Here is a 17,135-nt window from a genome sequence, read left to right as displayed (position 1 = left end):
GACACCACACACCCATTGTAGGAGCCAGCTTGCTGGCGATGCTTTTACTGAAAGGTGCCGCGATTCTGCGCGTTACGCACGGAAACCTGGTCATTCAACGTCCAGAAGTCATACAAAACCCCCAGAAAGAACAACCCGCCCGTCACCAGGTACAGCAATCCGCTGATCCACTTCCCCTGATACATCCGGTGCACGCCGAACACTCCCAGAAACGTCAGCAGAATCCACGCAACGTTGTATTCGATAGGCCCGGCGGTGAAACGCAGGTCCGCTTCACGGTCCATGGCCGGGATCAGGAACACGTCGATCAGCCAGCCGATCCCCAGCAAACCCAGGGTGAAAAACCAGATCGTCCCGGTCACCGGCTTACCGTAATAAAAGCGGTGAGCGCCGGTAAAACCGAAAATCCACAGCAGGTAACCGATCACTTTGCTGTGGGTATCTTGATGTGGAACGGGGTGTCGATAGGTGTTCATGAATGGCCTCGAATCACACGATAGATAAATATTCTTGAATTCTTTGTGACTTTTTTACAGGTGGCCGACGTATGGCAAATGCTACCGTGTCTCCCGTCAAACCCTTATAGCACCTGACTTCTGTCCGACAATTGCGTCTATTTGCCGCGTATTGGGCTCCGTTGACCGCCAGGTTGAATCGACCAACGGCCTCGGAATGACAAAAAAAGCTGTTATAAAGTTTCGCGCTAACCAACACGAGCCTTGCCTAATGCGTCCATTTTTCAAGACATGGCTAACCATTTGCCTTTTGATGCCACTGGCCGCCCACGCCACCAATCGTGAGCAACGTCTTCCTAACGTTAATGGTTACACCCCAAAATCCCATGTTTCTGCTCCTTCGAGCAAAAACAAACAAACTGCCAAGCAACCGACTTCGCTGAGCAAAGCCAACAGCAAGCTTGTCCCGCCGATGGCGACCAAGGAAAGCAGCAATGTGCTGAGCCGTGCCGTCAACGTCCTCGGTACACCTTACCGTTGGGGCGGCAGCAGCCCAAGTAAAGGGTTCGATTGCAGCGGCCTGGTGAAATACGCGTTCAACGACGCCACATTTGACCTGCCGCGCACCTCGAACGCCATGGCCAGCGGTCATGGCGAGAAAGTCGAACGCGGCGACCTGAAGCCGGGGGACCTGATTTTCTTCAACATCAAGAGCCGCCGGGTCAATCACGTTGCCATCTACCTGGGCAACGACCGCTTCATCCACGCACCACGTCGTGGCAAGTCGGTGACCATCGACACCTTGAAGAAACCGTACTGGGAAAGCCACTACGTGGTTGCCAAGCGGGTTCTGCCTAAAGAGAAGAACAGCTTGCAGGTTGTTCAGCGCTGATTCCAAATCCCGGGCCCAACCCGGGATTTTTTTTGACCATAATGTCCCCTTCGCGGGCAAGCCTCGCTCCTACAGGTGATCGCATTCCAATGTAGGAGCGAGGCTTGCCCGCGAAGGCGTATTCGGACTGGTCAAAAATTATCCGGCGACCGCGCCTTATCCCGCGCATGCTCGCGGCTGACCAAGCCCTTGGTCACCATCTCCTTCAAGCACATATCCAGCGTCTGCATCCCCAGATTCCCGCCGGTCTGAATCGACGAGTACATCTGCGCCACCTTGTCCTCGCGGACCAGGTTACGAATCGCCGACGTTCCCAGCATGATTTCGTGCGCCGCGATCCGCCCACCACCGATCTTCTTCACCAGCGTCTGCGATACCACCGCCAGCAGCGACTCGGACAACATCGAACGCACCATCGACTTCTCATCCCCCGGAAACACATCCACGATCCGGTCGATGGTTTTCGCCGCCGACGTGGTGTGCAACGTGCCGAACACCAGATGGCCAGTCTCGGCAGCCGTCAGCGCCAGGCGAATAGTCTCCAGATCACGCATCTCGCCCACCAGAATCACATCCGGGTCTTCCCGCAACGCCGAACGCAGGGCCGTGGCGAAGCTGCGGGTATCGCGATGGACTTCGCGCTGATTGATCAGGCATTTGCGTGATTCGTGGACGAATTCGATCGGGTCTTCAATGGTCAGGATGTGGTGATGACGATGGTTGTTCAGGTAGTCGATCATCGCCGCCAGGGTGGTGGACTTGCCGGAACCGGTCGGGCCGGTGACTAATACCAGGCCACGGGGGGAGTCGGTAATCTTGCGAAACACTTCCCCCATCCCGAGGTCCTCCATGCTCAGGACCTTCGACGGAATGGTCCGGAACACCGCGCCGGCGCCACGGCTCTGGTTGAACGCATTGACCCGGAAACGCGCAACACCGGGCACCTCAAAGGAAAAGTCGGTTTCCAGGTGTTTCTCGAAATCCACACGCTGGGTGTCGTTCATGATGTCGTAGACCAGCTCCTGAACTTCCTTGTGATCCAGGGCTGGCAGATTGATGCGTCGCACATCGCCGTCGACGCGAATCATCGGTGGCAGGCCTGCCGACAGGTGTAAGTCGGACGCTCCTTGTTTGGCGCTGAACGCCAGCAGTTCAGTGATATCCATAGCACTCCTCAATTCCAGTAGAATGCCGCCAACCTCAGACCCGCTGGCGCCTCTTGAATGTCCACGATAGCAGACAACATTGCACTGGTTAGTTCACGCATCCGGGCTGCCGCCCTCGCCGCCCACCGTGACGAACACAGCGTCCAGCTCCTGGCCGTGAGCAAGACCAAGCCCGCCGAGGCCCTGCGCGAAGCACATGCCGCCGGCCTGCGCGACTTTGGCGAGAACTACCTGCAGGAAGCCCTGGGCAAACAGCTCGAATTGGCCGACCTGCCCTTGATCTGGCACTTCATCGGCCCCATTCAATCGAACAAGACTCGCGCTATCGCCGAGCACTTCGCTTGGGTGCATTCCGTGGATCGTTTGAAAATCGCACAACGCCTGTCCGAACAACGCCCTGCCGATCTGCCGCCACTGAACATCTGCATCCAGGTCAATGTCAGCGGTGAGGCCAGCAAATCCGGCTGCACCCCGGCCGATCTGCCGGCCCTGGCCAACGCCATCAGCGAACTGCCGCGCATCAAGCTGCGCGGGCTGATGGCGATTCCCGAGCCGACGGAAGATCGCGCCGCCCAGGACGCCGCTTTTGCTGCCGTGCAAAGCCTGCAAGCCAGCCTGAACCTGCCGCTCGACACACTTTCCATGGGAATGAGCCATGACCTCGAGTCAGCCATCGCCCAAGGCGCCACCTGGGTCCGCATCGGTACGGCCCTGTTTGGCGCCCGTGATTACGGTCAACCGTGAAATGGCTGACCTACTTCTCTATAAGGACCTGACATGAGCAAAACTCGTATTGCCTTTATCGGTGCCGGCAACATGGCCGCCAGCCTGATCGGCGGCCTGCGCGCCAAAGGTCTGGACGCCGCGCAGATCCGCGCCAGCGATCCGGGCGCAGAAACCCGCACCAAAGTGAACGCCGAACACGGCATCGAAGTATTCGCTGACAACGCCGAGGCCATTCAAGGCGCCGACGTGGTCGTTCTGGCGGTCAAACCGCAAGCGATGAAAGCCGTGTGCGAAGCGATTCGCCCGAGCTTGATACCGGATCAACTGGTGGTGTCCATCGCTGCCGGCATCACCTGCGCCAGCATGAACAACTGGCTCGGCGCGCAACCGATCGTGCGCTGCATGCCCAACACCCCGGCGCTGCTGCGTCAGGGCGTGAGCGGTTTGTTCGCCACCGCCGAAGTCACCGCAGAACAGCGCCAACAGGCGCAAGAACTGCTGTCGGCCGTGGGCATCGCCTTGTGGCTGGATGAAGAGCAGCAACTGGACGCCGTCACCGCTGTCTCCGGCTCGGGCCCGGCGTATTTCTTCCTGTTGATCGAAGCCATGACCGCCGCCGGCGTGAAGCTCGGCCTGCCGGCGGACATCGCCGCCCAACTGACCCTGCAAACTGCCTTGGGCGCCGCACACATGGCGGTTGCCAGCGATGTCGACGCGGCTGAACTGCGTCGCCGTGTGACATCGCCGGCGGGCACCACAGAAGCTGCAATCAAATCGTTCCAGGCTGGCGGCTTCGAAGCGCTGGTAGAAAAAGCACTCGGCGCCGCTGCGCACCGCTCGGCCGAGATGGCTGAGCAGCTCGGTCGCTAATCAGCCCTTACAAAGGAATAAATGATGCTAGGACTCAACGACGCTGCCATTTTCATCATCAAGACCCTGGGCAGCCTGTATCTGCTGATTGTGCTGTTGCGCTTCATCCTGCAACTGGTCCGGGCGAACTTCTACAACCCGCTCTGCCAGTTCATCGTCAAGGCTACCCAGCCGCTGCTCAAGCCGCTGCGCCGGGTCATCCCGAGCATGTTCGGGCTGGATATGTCGTCACTGGTGCTGGCGCTGATCGTGCAGATGCTGCTGATCGCGGTCATCGTGTCGCTCAAAGGCTTCATGGTCGACTGGGTGCTGCTGGTGCCGTGGGCGCTGATTGCGCTGTTCTCGCTGTTTTTGAACATCCTGTTCTACGCGATGATCATCAGCGTGATTCTGTCCTGGGTCGCGCCGGGTAGCCACAATCCGGGCGCCGAGCTGGTCGCGCAGATTACCGAACCGGTACTGGCTCCGTTCCGCCGGATCATTCCGAACCTGGGCGGCCTCGACATCTCGCCGATCTTTGCGTTTATCGTGATCCAGTTGCTGCAAAGCTGGCTGATTCCGCGGCTGGCGTACTTTGCCCTGATGCCGCAGGGGCTGCTTGGTCTGATCTGATCAGGAAGACCGCATCATCGTTCTTCGCGGGCAAGCCTCGCTCCTACAGATTTAGAGTCGATCGCGATATTGGCGAACGACACATTACCTGTAGGAGCGAGGCTTGCCCGCGAATGTAGCGCCTCGGTTCAACTGAATGAAATCAGGCCCGGCCTTTGCTTGCCGCTAACCCCACCGGTCTTTAGACTTACGCCTCATTTCAACGAGAGCAGGGTCGATGCCAACTGCCTTTCCCGCCGATTCTGTTGGTCTGGTGACGCCGCAAGTGGCGCACTTCAGTGAACCCCTGGCCCTGGCCTGTGGCCGTTCGCTCCCAGCGTATGACCTGATTTACGAAACCTACGGCACGCTGAACGCCACGGCGAGCAACGCCGTGCTGATCTGTCACGCCTTGTCCGGTCACCATCACGCCGCCGGCTTCCACAGCCCCGACGACCGCAAACCCGGTTGGTGGGACAGCTGCATCGGCCCCGGCAAGCCAATCGACACCAACAAGTTCTTCGTGGTCAGCCTGAACAACCTCGGCGGTTGCAACGGCTCCACGGGCCCGAGCAGCGTCAACCCGGAAACCGGAAAGCCGTTCGGCGCCGATTTCCCGGTGCTGACCGTGGAAGACTGGGTGCACAGCCAGGCGCGCCTGGCCGACCGGATCGGCATCAGCCAATGGGCCGCCGTGATTGGCGGCAGCCTCGGCGGCATGCAGGCGATGCAATGGAGCATCACCTACCCCGATCGCATTCGTCACTGCCTGGCCATTGCCTCGGCACCGAAACTGTCGGCACAGAACATCGCCTTCAACGAAGTCGCACGCCAGGCAATCCTCACCGACCCCGAATTCCACGGCGGTTCGTTCCAGGAAGCGGGCGTGATCCCCAAGCGCGGCTTGATGCTGGCGCGGATGGTCGGGCACATCACTTATCTGTCCGATGACTCGATGGGCGAAAAATTCGGCCGTGGCCTGAAGAGCGAAAAGCTCAACTACGACTTCCACAGCGTCGAGTTCCAGGTTGAAAGCTACCTGCGTTATCAGGGCGAAGAGTTCTCCGGGCGTTTCGATGCCAACACTTACCTGCTGATGACCAAGGCGCTGGACTACTTCGACCCGGCGGCGAACTTCGACGATGACCTGGCGAAAACCTTCGCCGGCGCTTCGGCCAAGTTCTGCGTGATGTCCTTCACCACCGACTGGCGCTTCTCCCCGGCCCGCTCGCGGGAACTGGTGGACGCGCTGATGGCGGCCAAGAAAGACGTCTGCTACCTCGAGATCGACGCTCCGCAAGGCCACGACGCCTTCCTGATTCCGATCCCGCGTTACTTGCAGGCGTTCAGCAATTACATGAACCGCATTACGTTGTGAGAAAGCCATGAGAGCTGATCTGGAAATCATCCAGGAATGGATCCCCGCCGGCAGCCGCGTGCTCGACCTCGGTTGCGGTGACGGCGAGCTGCTGACGTGGCTGCGCGACAACAAGCAAGTCACCGGCTACGGCCTGGAAAACGACCCGGACAACATCGCCGAGTGCGTGGCCAAGGGCATCAACGTGATCGAGCAGGACCTGGACAAGGGCCTGGGCAACTTTGCCAGCAACAGTTTCGACGTCGTGGTCATGACCCAGGCGCTGCAAGCCGTGCACTACCCGGACAAGATCCTCGACGAAATGCTGCGGGTCGGTCGCCAATGCATCATCACCTTCCCCAACTTCGGTCACTGGCGCTGCCGCTGGTACCTGGCGAGCAAGGGCCGGATGCCGGTGTCCGAGTTTCTGCCGTACACCTGGTACAACACGCCGAACATCCACTTTTGCACTTTCGAAGACTTTGAAGCACTTTGCCGCGAACGTGAAGCCAAGGTCATTGATCGGCTTGCCGTGGATCAACAGCATCGGCACGGGTGGGCCAGTAAGCTATGGCCTAATCTGTTAGGTGAGATCGGTATTTACCGCGTCAGCAGTCCAGGACTGCAGGATCACAAGGTCGCGGTCTGAACCACGACATTCCAAGGAGAACGATCATGGGTCGTCTAGCGCTGTTTTTACTCACTGCCTGCCTGAGCGTCACCGCCATGGCTGCCGATGCCATCAAAGGTGAGCGTCAGGAAAAATTCGGTGATGTGACGGTGCACTACAACACCTTCAACTCCACGTTCCTGACACCGGAGATCGCCAAATCGGCCGAACTGATCCGCAGCAAGAACCAGGGCGTGATCAACGTGTCGGTGATCAAGGATGGCAAACCGCTGGTCTCTAACGTCAGCGGCACGGTCAAAGACCTCACTAGCCAAAGTGTGCCGTTGAAGTTCAAGCAGATCACCGAACAAGGCGCGGTCTACTACATCGCGCAATACCCGGTCGATCAGCAGGAAATCCGCACCTTCGAAATCAAGGTGCAGACCGGCGACAAAATCAACACCATCAATTTCAACCAAGAGCTTTTCCCCGGCGAATGATCAATTTCACGCAACTCGTACTGGCCAGCCACAACGCCGGCAAACTCAAGGAACTCCAGGCCATGCTCGGCGACTCGGTGCATCTGCGCTCGATCGGCGAGTTCAGCAGCGTCGAGCCTGAAGAAACCGGTCTGTCGTTCGTCGAGAACGCCATTCTCAAGGCCCGCAATGCCGCGCGCATTTCCGGCCTGCCGGCGCTGGCCGACGATTCCGGGTTGGCGGTGGATTTCCTTGGCGGCGCGCCGGGGATCTACTCGGCTCGTTACGCTGACGGCAAGGGTGATGCGGCGAACAACGCCAAACTGCTCGATGCCTTGAAAGACGTGCCGCAAGCCGAGCGCGGTGCGCAGTTCGTCTGCGTGCTGGCGCTGGTGCGTCACGCTGATGATCCGCTGCCGATCCTCTGCGAAGGGCTGTGGCATGGGCGCATCCTGACCCAAGCCAGTGGCGAGCACGGTTTCGGTTACGATCCGCTGTTCTGGGTGCCCGAGCGCGATTGCTCCAGCGCCGAGCTGAGCCCGAGCGACAAGAACCTCATCAGCCACCGCGCCCGTGCAATGGATCTGCTGCGCCAGCGTCTGGGCTTGAAATGACCCGTGAATCATCCGCGCCACCGCTGATCTACGGCGGCGGCGCACAATCGCCTCGGGCTGCGCTTCCCGTGCTGCCGCCCCTGGCGCTGTACATCCACATCCCGTGGTGTGTGCGCAAATGCCCTTATTGCGACTTCAACTCCCACACCGCCAGCCCGGTGCTGCCGGAAGAAGAGTACGTCGACGCCTTGCTGGCGGACCTTGATCAGGATTTGCACGCGGTCTACGGCCGCGAGTTGAGCTCGATCTTCTTTGGTGGTGGCACGCCGAGCCTGTTCAGCGCCGAAGCCTTGGGCCGCTTGCTCAAAGGCGTCGAGCAACGGATTCCGTTTGCCAGCGACATTGAAATCACCCTGGAGGCCAATCCGGGCACGTTCGAGCAAGAGAAGTTCGTGGCCTACCGCGCGCTGGGCATCAATCGGCTCTCGATCGGCATCCAGAGCTTTCAGGAAGAGAAACTCAAGGCTCTGGGGCGGATTCACAACGGCGATGAAGCGGTGCGTGCCGCCGGCATGGCGCGCCAGGCCGGGTTCGATAACTTCAACCTGGACTTGATGCACGGTTTGCCCGATCAGTCGCTGGACGACGCCTTGAGCGATCTGCGCCAGGCCATCGCCCTGAAGCCGACCCACTTGTCCTGGTATCAGCTGACGCTGGAGCCGAACACGGTGTTCTGGAACCAGCCGCCTCTGCTGCCGGAAGACGACACGCTGTGGGATATTCAGGAAGCCGGCCAGGCGCTGCTCGCCGAACACGGTTACGCACAATACGAAGTCTCGGCGTATGCCCAGCCCGGTCGTCCGGCGCGGCATAACCTCAATTACTGGAGCTTCGGCGACTTCATCGGCATCGGCGCCGGCGCCCACGGCAAGCTCAGTCACCCGGACGGGCGCATCGTGCGCACCTGGAAGACGCGCCTGCCGAAGGATTACCTGAACCCGGCGAAAAGCTTCAAGGCTGGCGAGAAAGCGCTGACCAACGATGAACTGCCGTTCGATTTCCTGATGAACGCTTTGCGCCTGACTGATGGGGTCGAATCGCGGCTGTATCCGGAGCGCACCGGGCTGAGCCTGGAAAGCCTCGCCGAAGGCCGCCGCGAAGCCGAACAAAGCGGCCTGTTGCAGGTCGAACCGTCACGCCTGGCGGCCACCGAGCGCGGGCAATTGTTCCTCAATGATTTGCTGCAAACATTTCTGAGCTGATTTCAGCCGTAAGGGAAAACGAATGGATTTGATACTCGACCTGCTCGCCACCGTCTCCCGCTGGAGCCGCAGTAACCTGTCGGAAATCTCTCTGGCGCTGGTGGGCTGTTTGCTGGTGCTGTTCGGCGCGGACATCAAAGCCTGGATCGATCAACGCCTTGGCAGCATCGCCGGCGCTTTGCGCGTCCCGTTGCTCGCGCTGGTGTGCATGATCGGCAGCGGTGCCGCGCTGATCTACGCCACACCGTGGATCGTTCGTGGTTTGAGCCAGTTCAACAACTACAGCCTGGCACCGGTATTGTTGGTGGTGTTGGTGCTGATTGGCGTAGTCGCCGACCGCCGCTGATTTCCGGACACAAAAAAACCTGTAGGAGCCAGCTTGCTGGCGATGGTGTGTCAGTCAACATTGATATGTCTGACACTCCATCGCCAGCAAGCCGGCTCCTACAGGTTTATTGCGTAGGGCTCAGGACTGCTTTTCGAACTTCAGGTCCCACACGCCATGCCCAAGACGTTCGCCACGGCGTTCGAACTTGGTGATCGGGCGCTCGGCCGGGCGTGGCACGCACTTGCCGTCTTCGGCGAGGTTGCGATAACCCGGCGCAACGTTCATCACTTCCAGCATGTACTCAGCGTACGGTTCCCAGTCGGTGGCCATGTGCAGAATACCGCCGACCTTCAACTTGCTGCGCACCAGTTCAGCGAACGACGCCTGAACGATACGACGCTTGTGGTGGCGGCTCTTGTGCCAAGGGTCCGGGAAAAACAGCATCAGGCGATCGAGGCTGTTGTCGGCCACGCAACGGTTGAGCACTTCGATCGCGTCGCAATCGTAGACCCGCAGGTTGGTCAGCCCCTGAGTCAGCACGCCATTGAGCAGCGCGCCCACACCCGGACGGTGCACTTCCACGCCAATGAAATCCTGTTCCGGCGAAGCGGCGGCCATTTCCAGCAGCGAATGGCCCATGCCGAAACCGATTTCCAGCGAACGCGGTGCCGAGCGACCGAACACCTGGTCGAAGTCCACCGGTGCGTCGGCCAATGGCAGCACAAACAGCGGCGTGCCCTGCTCCAGACCTTTTTGCTGGCCTTCGGTCATGCGCCCGGCGCGCATCACGAAACTCTTGATGCGGCGGTGTTGGCGCTCGTCACCTTCTTCCGTCTGGATTGGCGTGTCGTTTGATTCAGTCATCAATGGCTCTTACTTGATCAGACCATCCAGCGGCGAAGAGGCGCTGGCATAGAGTTTTTTCGGCATGCGGCCGGCGAGGTAGGCCAGGCGGCCTGCAACGATGGCGTGTTTCATGGCTTCAGCCATCATGATCGGCTGCTGGGCATGGGCGATGGCCGAGTTCATCAGCACCGCCTCGCAACCCAGCTCCATGGCGATGGTGGCATCGGAAGCGGTACCGACACCGGCATCCACCAGCACGGGAATCTTGGCCTCTTCGAGGATGATTTGCAGGTTGTACGGGTTGCAGATCCCCAGGCCCGTGCCGATCAGACCGGCCAGCGGCATGACCGCGATGCAGCCGATTTCCGCCAGTTGACGGGCGATGATCGGGTCATCGCTGGTGTAGACCATCACGTCGAAGCCTTCCTTGACCAGCACTTCGGCGGCCTTGAGGGTTTCGATCACGTTGGGGAACAGGGTTTTCTGGTCCGCCAGCACTTCCAGCTTCACCAAGTTGTGGCCACCGAGCAGCTCACGGGCCAGGCGGCAGGTGCGCACAGCCTCGGTAGCGTCGAAGCAACCGGCGGTGTTAGGCAGGAAGGTGTAGCGATCCGGCCGCAGGACTTCGAGCAGGTTCGGTTCGCCCGGGGTCTGGCCGAGGTTGGTGCGGCGCACGGCGAAGGTGACGATCTCGGCACCCGAGGCCTCGATGGCCAGGCGGGTTTCTTCCATGTCGCGGTACTTGCCGGTGCCTACCAGCAAACGCGACTGGTAAGTACGACCGGCCAGGACGAAGGGCTTGTCGCTACGAACGATGCTCATGGGAAATCCTCTGTAGGGGTGAGGTTCTTGCAGAATTCTGTGCCCTTGCGGGCCGGGCGACTAGCCGCCGCCGATGGCGTGTACCACTTCGACGGAATCGCCGTCGTTCAATGTGGTGTCCGCATGCTGGCTGCGCGGGACGATATCCAGATTGAGTTCGACCGCTACCCGGCGTCCGGTCAGTTCCAGACGGGTCAGCAGGGCCGCAACGGTTTCACCGTCGGGCAGTTCAAGGGATTCGCCGTTCAACTGAATGCGCATGCCGGATGCCGCCATCATTTTTAGGGGCTGGCATTCTAGCCCGATCAGTCTTGGCGACCCAAGCCATTCGTCAGACACGGACCTTGTAGGAGCGAGCCTGCTCGCGAAAAACGCACGGACAACGCGCTCTTACAGCAATTACGCGTAATCGTTGACGTCCATCGCGAGCGAGCAGGTCTCGCTCCTACAGATCAGGCCAACCGCCAGGCGGCAAGGCCCAGACAGAGCCAACCGATCAGGAATGCCAGGCCACCGAAAGGGGTAATGATCCCGAGCTTGCCGATGCCAGTCGTGGTCAACACGTACAAACTGCCGGAAAACAGCAGGATGCCAATGGCAAACGAGGCGCCGGCCCACGTGATCAAACGACCCGGAATCTGCGTGGCAAGCAGCGCCACACCCAGCAACGCCAAGGTGTGCACCAATTGGTAGGTGACGCCAGTGTGGAAAATCGTCAGATATTCAGGCGTCAGGCGGCTTTTCAAGCCATGGGCGGCGAATGCGCCAAGGGCAACGCCGGTGAAACCGAAGAAAGCGGCCAGCATCAGAAAGCCACGCAGCATGAAGAACTCCAGTCAGACTCGATCAACAGGGTCTGTATAATGGCCCGCTCAATGGGTTCGGCCAAGCCATCTCTATGCTGCGTTTATTTTTACGACGATTTACAAAGGCCGTGCTCTGGTTCGCGGGCGGCAGCGTATTGCTGGTGCTGATTTTCCGCGTGGTACCGCCACCGGGCACGACGCTGATGGTCGAGCGCAAGATCGAATCCTGGTTCGACGGCGAGCCCATCGACCTGCAACGCACCTGGAAACCCTGGGATGAAATCTCCGACGACCTAAAAGTCGCAGTGATTGCCGGTGAGGATCAGAAATTCCCGGAGCACTGGGGTTTTGACCTCGGCGCGATCCGCGCAGCCCTGGCGCACAACGAGCTGGGGGGGTCGGTTCGCGGCGCCAGCACCTTGAGCCAGCAAGTGTCGAAAAACCTGTTTTTATGGTCCGGCCGTAGCTGGCTGCGCAAAGGTCTGGAAGCCTGGTTTACCGGGCTGATCGAAGTGTTCTGGCCCAAACAGCGGATTCTTGAGGTGTACCTGAACAGCGTCGAGTGGGATGACGGGGTGTTTGGCGCGGAAGCGGCGGCTCGGCATCACTTTGGCGTGAGCGCCAAGTCGCTGTCCCGGCAGCAGGCCAGTTATCTGGCGGCTGTATTGCCTAACCCACGGGTGTGGAGCGCGAGTCACCCGACGAATTACGTCGCACGTCGCGCCGGGTGGATTCGGCAGCAGATGAGCCAGTTGGGTGGCGACAGTTATCTGCTGGGGCTCAACGATTCGCGCCGGGCGCCTTGGGCCCAGTGATTGACGCTATCCCTGTAGGAGCGAGCCTGCTCGCGAAAAACGCGCAGACAACGCGTTCTTCCAGCAATTACGCGTAATCGTTGACGTCCATCGCGAGCAGGCTCGCTCCTACAGGGGTTGGGACGTGAATCAGAAATAGCCGATACAAACAAAAACGCCCCGATCAATGATCGGGGCGTTTTTTATTGCCTTTGCGCAGCTTAGGCGGCGATCGACAACTTGAGCTTGTTCATCGCGCTCTTCTCGAGCTGACGAATACGCTCGGCCGACACGTTGTACTTCTGCGCCAGGTCGTGCAGCGTGGCTTTCTCTTCAGCCAACCAGCGCTGATAAAGGATGTCACGGCTGCGGTCGTCCAGCACTTCCAGCGCTTCGTGCAGGTTGTGATTGGAGTTGTCGCTCCAGTCGGCGTCTTCCAGTTGACGGGCCGGGTCGTACCGGTGGTCTTCCAGATAGTTGGCCGGCGACTGGAAAGCGCTGTCGTCGTCCGCTTCTGCGGCCGGGTCGAAGGCCATGTCATGGCCGGTCAGTCGACTTTCCATCTCGCGCACTTCCCGCGGCTCTACGCCGAGGCTTTCCGCCACGCGATGGACTTCCTCGTTGTTCAGCCACGCCAGACGTTTCTTCTGGCTGCGCAGGTTGAAGAACAGCTTGCGCTGGGCCTTGGTGGTCGCGACTTTCACAATGCGCCAGTTGCGCAGAATGAACTCGTGAATTTCCGCCTTGATCCAGTGCACAGCGAACGAAACCAGACGCACACCCATTTCCGGGTTGAAGCGCTTCACGGCCTTCATCAGACCAACGTTACCTTCCTGGATCAGGTCAGCCTGAGCCAGACCGTAGCCAGAATAGCTACGGGCGATATGTACGACAAAACGCAGGTGGGCGAGCACCATCTGCCGAGCCGCCCCCAAATCCTGCTCATAGTAGAGACTCTCGGCCAGTTCACGCTCCTGCTCCGGCGTCAGCAATGGAATGCTGTTGACGGTGTGCACGTAGGCCTCCAGGTTCGCACCCGGGACCAGAGCATATGCAGGTTGCAAAGAATTGGTCATACGAAAAAACCTCCGTCTTACAAACTCGTGCAGTTCAGCACTGCGAAAATTGACCGGAAACCAAAAGACAAGTTCCCATAAACGCTGAAAGGTCAATACGAGCAAAATGATACTACTTAGGCGCAAGCTCCCTCAGGTGGCGTGCGACTGCAATCCATGCACCGATATACCCTAACAGCACCGCGCCAAGCAAGAGAGACAGACCGTCGGCAACTGGCACTCCGGCCAGCGCAAAATTACTGCCATACAAACCCGCCAGTCCAACCACTGCCTCGTTCAGCCAGTTCAGGCCAAACGCCAATACGCCCCAGGAAAGTATCCCCGCACCGAAGCCATACAACGCACCCATATATAGAAAGGGCCTGCGCACATAGCTGTCAGTGCCGCCGACGAGTTTAATCACTTCTATCTCTGTGCGGCGGTTTTCAATATGAAGACGAATGGTATTGCCTATCACCAAAAGTAATGCAGAAATCAGAAGCACGGTCAGACCGAAGACAAAACGGTCACCCAGCTTGAGGATGGCTGCCAGACGCTCGACCCAGACTAGATCAAGTTGCGCCTGTTGTACCTTCGGGAGCTCGGAAAGTTTTTGTCGTAATGCTTCAAGCGCGGGCTTGTCGACCTCGTTCGGGGTCACCAGCACCACGCCTGGCAGCGGGTTTTCCGGCAGTTCCTTCAACGCTTCGCCCAGGCCGGACTGCTGCTGAAACTCTTCCAGCGCCTGATCACGACCGACATATTCGGCATCAGCTACGCCCCGAATGCCTTTGATCTGATCGCGCAACGATTCGCCTTCAGCCGGGCTGACCTCAAGTTGCAGGTACAGGGAAATCTGCGCCGCGCGCTGCCAGGAACCGCCGAGACGTTCGACGTTACTTAGCAGAAGTGACAGGCCCATCGGCAAACTCAGGGCAACCGCCATCACCATGCAGGTGAAGAAACTGCCGATGGGGTGCTTGCCCAGGCGCCGCAGACTGTCCAGCAGACTGGCGCGATGGCTTTCTATCCAGGCGCGGAACAGCGTGGCGAAGTCCGGACCGTCGTCATCGTCGTGTTTTTTCTTCTGCGGTTGCGGATCGGCGGCTTTCGGCGCCACGCGTTCGGAGACTTTAGGGCTGCGTGTCGCACTCATTCCCCAGCCTCCCCGTCACCGATCAGTCGGCCGCGTTGCAGAGTCAGCATGCGGTGACGCATGCGGGCGATCAGGGCCAGGTCGTGACTGGCGATCAGCACGCTGGTGCCCAGACGGTTGATGTCTTCGAACACGCCCATGATCTCGGCCGCCAGGCGCGGGTCGAGGTTACCGGTCGGTTCATCCGCCAGCAGCAAGGCCGGGCGGTGAACGATGGCGCGGGCGATGCCGACGCGCTGCTGCTGGCCGGTGGACAGGTCGCCGGGGTACAGATCGGTCTTGTCCGACAGCGCCACGCGCTCCAGTGCCGAATCCACACGCTTGGCGATTTCGGCCTTGGACAAACCAAGAATCTGCAACGGCAGGGCCACGTTATTGAACACCGTGCGATCGAACAACAACTGGTGGTTCTGGAACACCACGCCGATCTGCCGACGCAGGTAAGGAATCTGCGCGTTGCTGATGGTGCCGAGATCCTGACCGGCCAGCAGCAATTTGCCGGTGGTCGGACGCTCCATGGCCAGCAGCAGGCGCAACAAGGTGCTTTTACCGGCGCCGGAATGGCCGGTTACAAACAAGAATTCGCCCCGACGGACTCGAAAGCTCAGCTCATGCAAGCCGACGTGACCGTTCGGGTAGCGTTTACCGACCTGTTCGAAACGAATCATGAACGCTCCCGCTCGGCAAACAGTGCCTGGACAAAGGGTTCTGCTTCAAAGGTACGCAAGTCATCGATGCCTTCACCGACGCCGATGTAACGAATCGGCAGGCCGAACTGCTTGGCCAGGGCGAAAATCACCCCGCCCTTGGCGGTGCCGTCGAGCTTGGTCAGCGCCAGGCCGGTCAGTTCGACGGTCTGGTTGAATTGCTTGGCCTGGTTGATGGCGTTCTGCCCGGTGCCGGCGTCGAGCACCAGCAGCACTTCATGCGGCGCGTCGGCGTCGAGCTTGCCGATAACCCGGCGAACCTTCTTCAACTCTTCCATCAAATTGTCTTTGGTGTGCAGGCGGCCGGCGGTGTCGGCGATCAACACGTCAATGCCACGGGCCTTGGCGGCTTGCACAGCGTCGAAGATCACCGAAGCCGAGTCGGCGCCGGTGTGCTGGGCGATCACCGGAATCTTGTTGCGCTCGCCCCAGACCTGCAATTGCTCGACTGCGGCGGCGCGGAAGGTGTCGCCCGCCGCCAGCATGACTTTCTTGCCTTCGAGTTGCAGCTTCTTCGCCAGCTTACCGATGGTGGTGGTCTTGCCGGCGCCGTTGACGCCAACGACCAGGATCACGAACGGCTTGTTCTGCGAGGTGATTTTCAGGGGTTGCTCGACCGGCTTGAGCATCGCCGCCAGTTCCGCCTGCAAGGACTTGTACAGCGCGTCGGCGTCGGCCAGCTCTTTGCGGGCAACCTTTTGGGTCAGGCGCTGGATGATCACCGAAGTCGCTTCAACGCCCACGTCGGCGGTCAGCAGACGGGTTTCGATGTCTTCAAGCAGCTCGTCATCGATGATTTTCTTGCCAAGGAACAGGCTCGCCATGCCTTCGCCGATGCTGGCGCTGGTCTTGGACAGGCCTTGCTTGAGGCGGGCGAAGAAACCGGCTTTGGTTTCTTCGGTACGCACTGGCTCGGCGGGTGTTTCGACCGGCACGACGGGCGCGGCGGCAACGGGGGCGACGACCGGCGCAGGCACTGGTGCTTGAACAACTGGAGCAGCCGGCGCAACAAAGGCTGGAATCACAGGCTCAGGAACAACAGGCGCAGGTTCGGCCACAACAACTGGCTCAATCACTGGCACCTGAACGGGCGTAGGAGAAAACGCACTCGGCGCAGGAATCGGCGGCGTAATGTGCGGCGCCAGCTCATCTTCGACCAACGATACCGGCTCTTCCGCTACCGGCAAGGTCAGCCACGGCTCGGCGGTAGGCGTCAGCGGCTGCTCAGCCACGACGTCAGGTTGCGCCTCAACCACCGCTTGCAGCACCGGCTCGGAGATCGGCAGGACAACCGGCGCCGGCGCTTCATCTATTACCGGCGCAGGTACTGGCTCAGGAATGGGCTGTGGCTGTTCGACGACGGTTTCCTGCGGCTTTTTGCGCAGCCATCCGAACAGGCTTTTCTTCTCGCCAGCCGCAGCTGGGGCTTTCTTGTCGTCGTTGGAACCAAACATGGAGGACGGCTATCTCACGGTAGCGACGCGCCAAAGGGCGCCTCGGCAAATAAATATTCGATGCAGAACAGACTGCGATTGACCCAGCTTGTTCACGCGCAACATTTTGTAGAGGTGCAAGTGGCACCTCACGGAAACGATTTCACGAAGGACTAACGCGGCAAAATCGGCGAAAAAGCAGAGTTTAGTTGATAAATTCCAACCT

The 17,135-nt window shown here is 59.8% G+C and carries 21 protein-coding genes; 11 read left to right on the top strand and 10 right to left on the bottom strand.

Annotated elements, in window-relative coordinates; genetic code table 11:
- Positions 1 to 44 precede the first annotated feature (44 nt).
- On the bottom strand, positions 45 to 476 hold the full coding sequence (locus PMI32_RS22655) for an NINE protein (protein ID WP_008026184.1): 432 nt from the start codon (positions 474 to 476) through the stop codon (positions 45 to 47).
- A 250-nt stretch (positions 477 to 726) separates the two neighbouring features.
- On the opposite strand from PMI32_RS22655, the gene PMI32_RS22660 reads away from it, so the two are divergent.
- Positions 727 to 1,347, top strand: coding sequence for a C40 family peptidase (locus PMI32_RS22660; RefSeq protein WP_008026181.1), 621 nt, complete (start codon positions 727 to 729; stop codon positions 1,345 to 1,347).
- A 131-nt stretch (positions 1,348 to 1,478) separates the two neighbouring features.
- On the opposite strand, the gene PMI32_RS22665 is transcribed toward PMI32_RS22660, so the two are convergent.
- A complete protein-coding gene (locus PMI32_RS22665) occupies positions 1,479 to 2,513 on the bottom strand; it encodes a type IV pilus twitching motility protein PilT (protein WP_008026179.1) in 1,035 nt (344 codons plus the stop codon).
- A gap of 57 nt (positions 2,514 to 2,570) precedes the next feature.
- On the opposite strand from PMI32_RS22665, the gene PMI32_RS22670 reads away from it, so the two are divergent.
- The 9 genes from PMI32_RS22670 (at position 2,571) to PMI32_RS22710 (ending at position 9,308) form a co-directional block, all read left to right on the top strand.
- Positions 2,571 to 3,257, top strand: coding sequence for a YggS family pyridoxal phosphate-dependent enzyme (locus PMI32_RS22670; protein WP_008026178.1), 687 nt, complete (start codon positions 2,571 to 2,573; stop codon positions 3,255 to 3,257).
- A 33-nt stretch (positions 3,258 to 3,290) separates the two neighbouring features.
- Entirely contained in the window at positions 3,291 to 4,109 is an 819-nt protein-coding gene (gene proC / locus PMI32_RS22675) for a pyrroline-5-carboxylate reductase (protein WP_008026175.1), read from the top strand.
- 24 nt (positions 4,110 to 4,133) lie between these two features.
- The gene (locus PMI32_RS22680) at positions 4,134 to 4,721 is read left to right on the top strand and encodes a YggT family protein (protein WP_008026173.1); all 588 of its coding nucleotides are present in this window, start codon (positions 4,134 to 4,136) and stop codon (positions 4,719 to 4,721) included.
- A gap of 217 nt (positions 4,722 to 4,938) precedes the next feature.
- Positions 4,939 to 6,078, top strand: a complete 1,140-nt coding sequence (gene metX / locus PMI32_RS22685) for a homoserine O-succinyltransferase MetX (RefSeq protein WP_008026171.1) — start codon at positions 4,939 to 4,941, stop codon at positions 6,076 to 6,078.
- Between the two features lie 7 nt (positions 6,079 to 6,085).
- A complete protein-coding gene (gene metW / locus PMI32_RS22690) occupies positions 6,086 to 6,706 on the top strand; it encodes a methionine biosynthesis protein MetW (RefSeq protein ID WP_008026169.1) in 621 nt (206 codons plus the stop codon).
- A 26-nt stretch (positions 6,707 to 6,732) separates the two neighbouring features.
- Complete coding sequence (locus PMI32_RS22695; protein WP_008026167.1) at positions 6,733 to 7,167, top strand: DUF4426 domain-containing protein; 435 nt, start codon at positions 6,733 to 6,735, stop codon at positions 7,165 to 7,167.
- Positions 7,164 to 7,760 (top strand): RdgB/HAM1 family non-canonical purine NTP pyrophosphatase, encoded by a 597-nt coding sequence (gene rdgB, locus PMI32_RS22700; protein ID WP_008026166.1) that lies wholly within the window; start codon positions 7,164 to 7,166, stop codon positions 7,758 to 7,760. Before PMI32_RS22695 ends, rdgB begins: the two co-directional genes overlap by 4 nt.
- The gene (gene hemW, locus PMI32_RS22705) at positions 7,757 to 8,962 is read left to right on the top strand and encodes a radical SAM family heme chaperone HemW (RefSeq protein ID WP_008026164.1); all 1,206 of its coding nucleotides are present in this window, start codon (positions 7,757 to 7,759) and stop codon (positions 8,960 to 8,962) included. Before rdgB ends, hemW begins: the two co-directional genes overlap by 4 nt.
- Before the next feature lie 22 nt (positions 8,963 to 8,984).
- Positions 8,985 to 9,308, top strand: coding sequence for a DUF3392 domain-containing protein (locus PMI32_RS22710; RefSeq protein ID WP_008026163.1), 324 nt, complete (start codon positions 8,985 to 8,987; stop codon positions 9,306 to 9,308).
- Positions 9,309 to 9,428: 120 nt separating this feature from the next.
- Here the strand turns inward: PMI32_RS22710 and trmB are convergent, their stop codons facing one another.
- The 4 genes from trmB to PMI32_RS22730 form a co-directional block, all read right to left on the bottom strand.
- Positions 9,429 to 10,154 carry a tRNA (guanosine(46)-N7)-methyltransferase TrmB gene (gene trmB, locus PMI32_RS22715; protein WP_008026161.1) on the bottom strand — a complete coding sequence of 242 codons (726 nt, stop codon included), beginning with the start codon at positions 10,152 to 10,154 and terminating at the stop codon, positions 9,429 to 9,431.
- 9 nt (positions 10,155 to 10,163) lie between these two features.
- Positions 10,164 to 10,958: a thiazole synthase gene (locus PMI32_RS22720; protein ID WP_008026159.1), complete on the bottom strand. Its 795-nt coding sequence runs from the start codon at positions 10,956 to 10,958 to the stop codon at positions 10,164 to 10,166.
- 60 nt (positions 10,959 to 11,018) lie between these two features.
- Positions 11,019 to 11,219 (bottom strand): sulfur carrier protein ThiS, encoded by a 201-nt coding sequence (thiS, locus tag PMI32_RS22725; RefSeq protein WP_008026157.1) that lies wholly within the window; start codon positions 11,217 to 11,219, stop codon positions 11,019 to 11,021.
- A gap of 191 nt (positions 11,220 to 11,410) precedes the next feature.
- Positions 11,411 to 11,782 (bottom strand): DUF423 domain-containing protein, encoded by a 372-nt coding sequence (locus PMI32_RS22730; RefSeq protein WP_008026153.1) that lies wholly within the window; start codon positions 11,780 to 11,782, stop codon positions 11,411 to 11,413.
- 74 nt (positions 11,783 to 11,856) lie between these two features.
- Between PMI32_RS22730 and mtgA the strand changes: the two genes are divergently transcribed.
- Positions 11,857 to 12,579, top strand: coding sequence for a monofunctional biosynthetic peptidoglycan transglycosylase (mtgA, locus tag PMI32_RS22735; protein WP_008026152.1), 723 nt, complete (start codon positions 11,857 to 11,859; stop codon positions 12,577 to 12,579).
- 200 nt (positions 12,580 to 12,779) lie between these two features.
- Here mtgA and rpoH read toward each other — a convergent pair whose 3' ends face one another.
- From rpoH to ftsY, 4 genes are all read right to left on the bottom strand, one after another.
- On the bottom strand, positions 12,780 to 13,634 hold the full coding sequence (rpoH, locus tag PMI32_RS22740) for an RNA polymerase sigma factor RpoH (protein WP_007897890.1): 855 nt from the start codon (positions 13,632 to 13,634) through the stop codon (positions 12,780 to 12,782).
- Positions 13,635 to 13,746: 112 nt separating this feature from the next.
- Positions 13,747 to 14,769 (bottom strand): permease-like cell division protein FtsX, encoded by a 1,023-nt coding sequence (ftsX, locus tag PMI32_RS22745; protein ID WP_008026150.1) that lies wholly within the window; start codon positions 14,767 to 14,769, stop codon positions 13,747 to 13,749.
- On the bottom strand, positions 14,766 to 15,437 hold the full coding sequence (gene ftsE / locus PMI32_RS22750; protein ID WP_008026149.1) for a cell division ATP-binding protein FtsE: 672 nt from the start codon (positions 15,435 to 15,437) through the stop codon (positions 14,766 to 14,768). The genes ftsX and ftsE overlap by 4 nt, the downstream gene beginning before the upstream one ends.
- Positions 15,434 to 16,930 (bottom strand): signal recognition particle-docking protein FtsY, encoded by a 1,497-nt coding sequence (ftsY, locus tag PMI32_RS22755; protein WP_008026147.1) that lies wholly within the window; start codon positions 16,928 to 16,930, stop codon positions 15,434 to 15,436. The genes ftsE and ftsY overlap by 4 nt, the downstream gene beginning before the upstream one ends.
- Positions 16,931 to 17,135: the final 205 nt, after the last annotated feature.

This window comes from Pseudomonas sp. GM60 (assembly GCF_000282415.1).
GTDB lineage: Bacteria > Pseudomonadota > Gammaproteobacteria > Pseudomonadales > Pseudomonadaceae > Aquipseudomonas > Aquipseudomonas migulae.
This window is presented reverse-complemented; position numbering and strand designations above follow the sequence as displayed.

Coding starts and splice junctions, on each gene's coding strand:
- ftsE (WP_008026149.1), bottom strand. CDS start 15,437: ATGATTCGTTTCGAACAGGTCGGTAAACGCTACCCGAACGGTCACGTC.
- metW (WP_008026169.1), top strand. CDS start 6,086: ATGAGAGCTGATCTGGAAATCATCCAGGAATGGATCCCCGCCGGCAGC.
- trmB (WP_008026161.1), bottom strand. CDS start 10,154: ATGACTGAATCAAACGACACGCCAATCCAGACGGAAGAAGGTGACGAG.
- rpoH (WP_007897890.1), bottom strand. CDS start 13,634: ATGACCAATTCTTTGCAACCTGCATATGCTCTGGTCCCGGGTGCGAAC.
- PMI32_RS22680 (WP_008026173.1), top strand. CDS start 4,134: ATGCTAGGACTCAACGACGCTGCCATTTTCATCATCAAGACCCTGGGC.
- hemW (WP_008026164.1), top strand. CDS start 7,757: ATGACCCGTGAATCATCCGCGCCACCGCTGATCTACGGCGGCGGCGCA.
- PMI32_RS22655 (WP_008026184.1), bottom strand. CDS start 476: ATGAACACCTATCGACACCCCGTTCCACATCAAGATACCCACAGCAAA.
- rdgB (WP_008026166.1), top strand. CDS start 7,164: ATGATCAATTTCACGCAACTCGTACTGGCCAGCCACAACGCCGGCAAA.
- mtgA (WP_008026152.1), top strand. CDS start 11,857: ATGCTGCGTTTATTTTTACGACGATTTACAAAGGCCGTGCTCTGGTTC.
- PMI32_RS22660 (WP_008026181.1), top strand. CDS start 727: ATGCGTCCATTTTTCAAGACATGGCTAACCATTTGCCTTTTGATGCCA.
- ftsY (WP_008026147.1), bottom strand. CDS start 16,930: ATGTTTGGTTCCAACGACGACAAGAAAGCCCCAGCTGCGGCTGGCGAG.
- PMI32_RS22710 (WP_008026163.1), top strand. CDS start 8,985: ATGGATTTGATACTCGACCTGCTCGCCACCGTCTCCCGCTGGAGCCGC.
- PMI32_RS22670 (WP_008026178.1), top strand. CDS start 2,571: ATGTCCACGATAGCAGACAACATTGCACTGGTTAGTTCACGCATCCGG.
- thiS (WP_008026157.1), bottom strand. CDS start 11,219: ATGCGCATTCAGTTGAACGGCGAATCCCTTGAACTGCCCGACGGTGAA.
- ftsX (WP_008026150.1), bottom strand. CDS start 14,769: ATGAGTGCGACACGCAGCCCTAAAGTCTCCGAACGCGTGGCGCCGAAA.
- PMI32_RS22720 (WP_008026159.1), bottom strand. CDS start 10,958: ATGAGCATCGTTCGTAGCGACAAGCCCTTCGTCCTGGCCGGTCGTACT.
- metX (WP_008026171.1), top strand. CDS start 4,939: ATGCCAACTGCCTTTCCCGCCGATTCTGTTGGTCTGGTGACGCCGCAA.
- PMI32_RS22695 (WP_008026167.1), top strand. CDS start 6,733: ATGGGTCGTCTAGCGCTGTTTTTACTCACTGCCTGCCTGAGCGTCACC.
- PMI32_RS22665 (WP_008026179.1), bottom strand. CDS start 2,513: ATGGATATCACTGAACTGCTGGCGTTCAGCGCCAAACAAGGAGCGTCC.
- PMI32_RS22730 (WP_008026153.1), bottom strand. CDS start 11,782: ATGCTGCGTGGCTTTCTGATGCTGGCCGCTTTCTTCGGTTTCACCGGC.
- proC (WP_008026175.1), top strand. CDS start 3,291: ATGAGCAAAACTCGTATTGCCTTTATCGGTGCCGGCAACATGGCCGCC.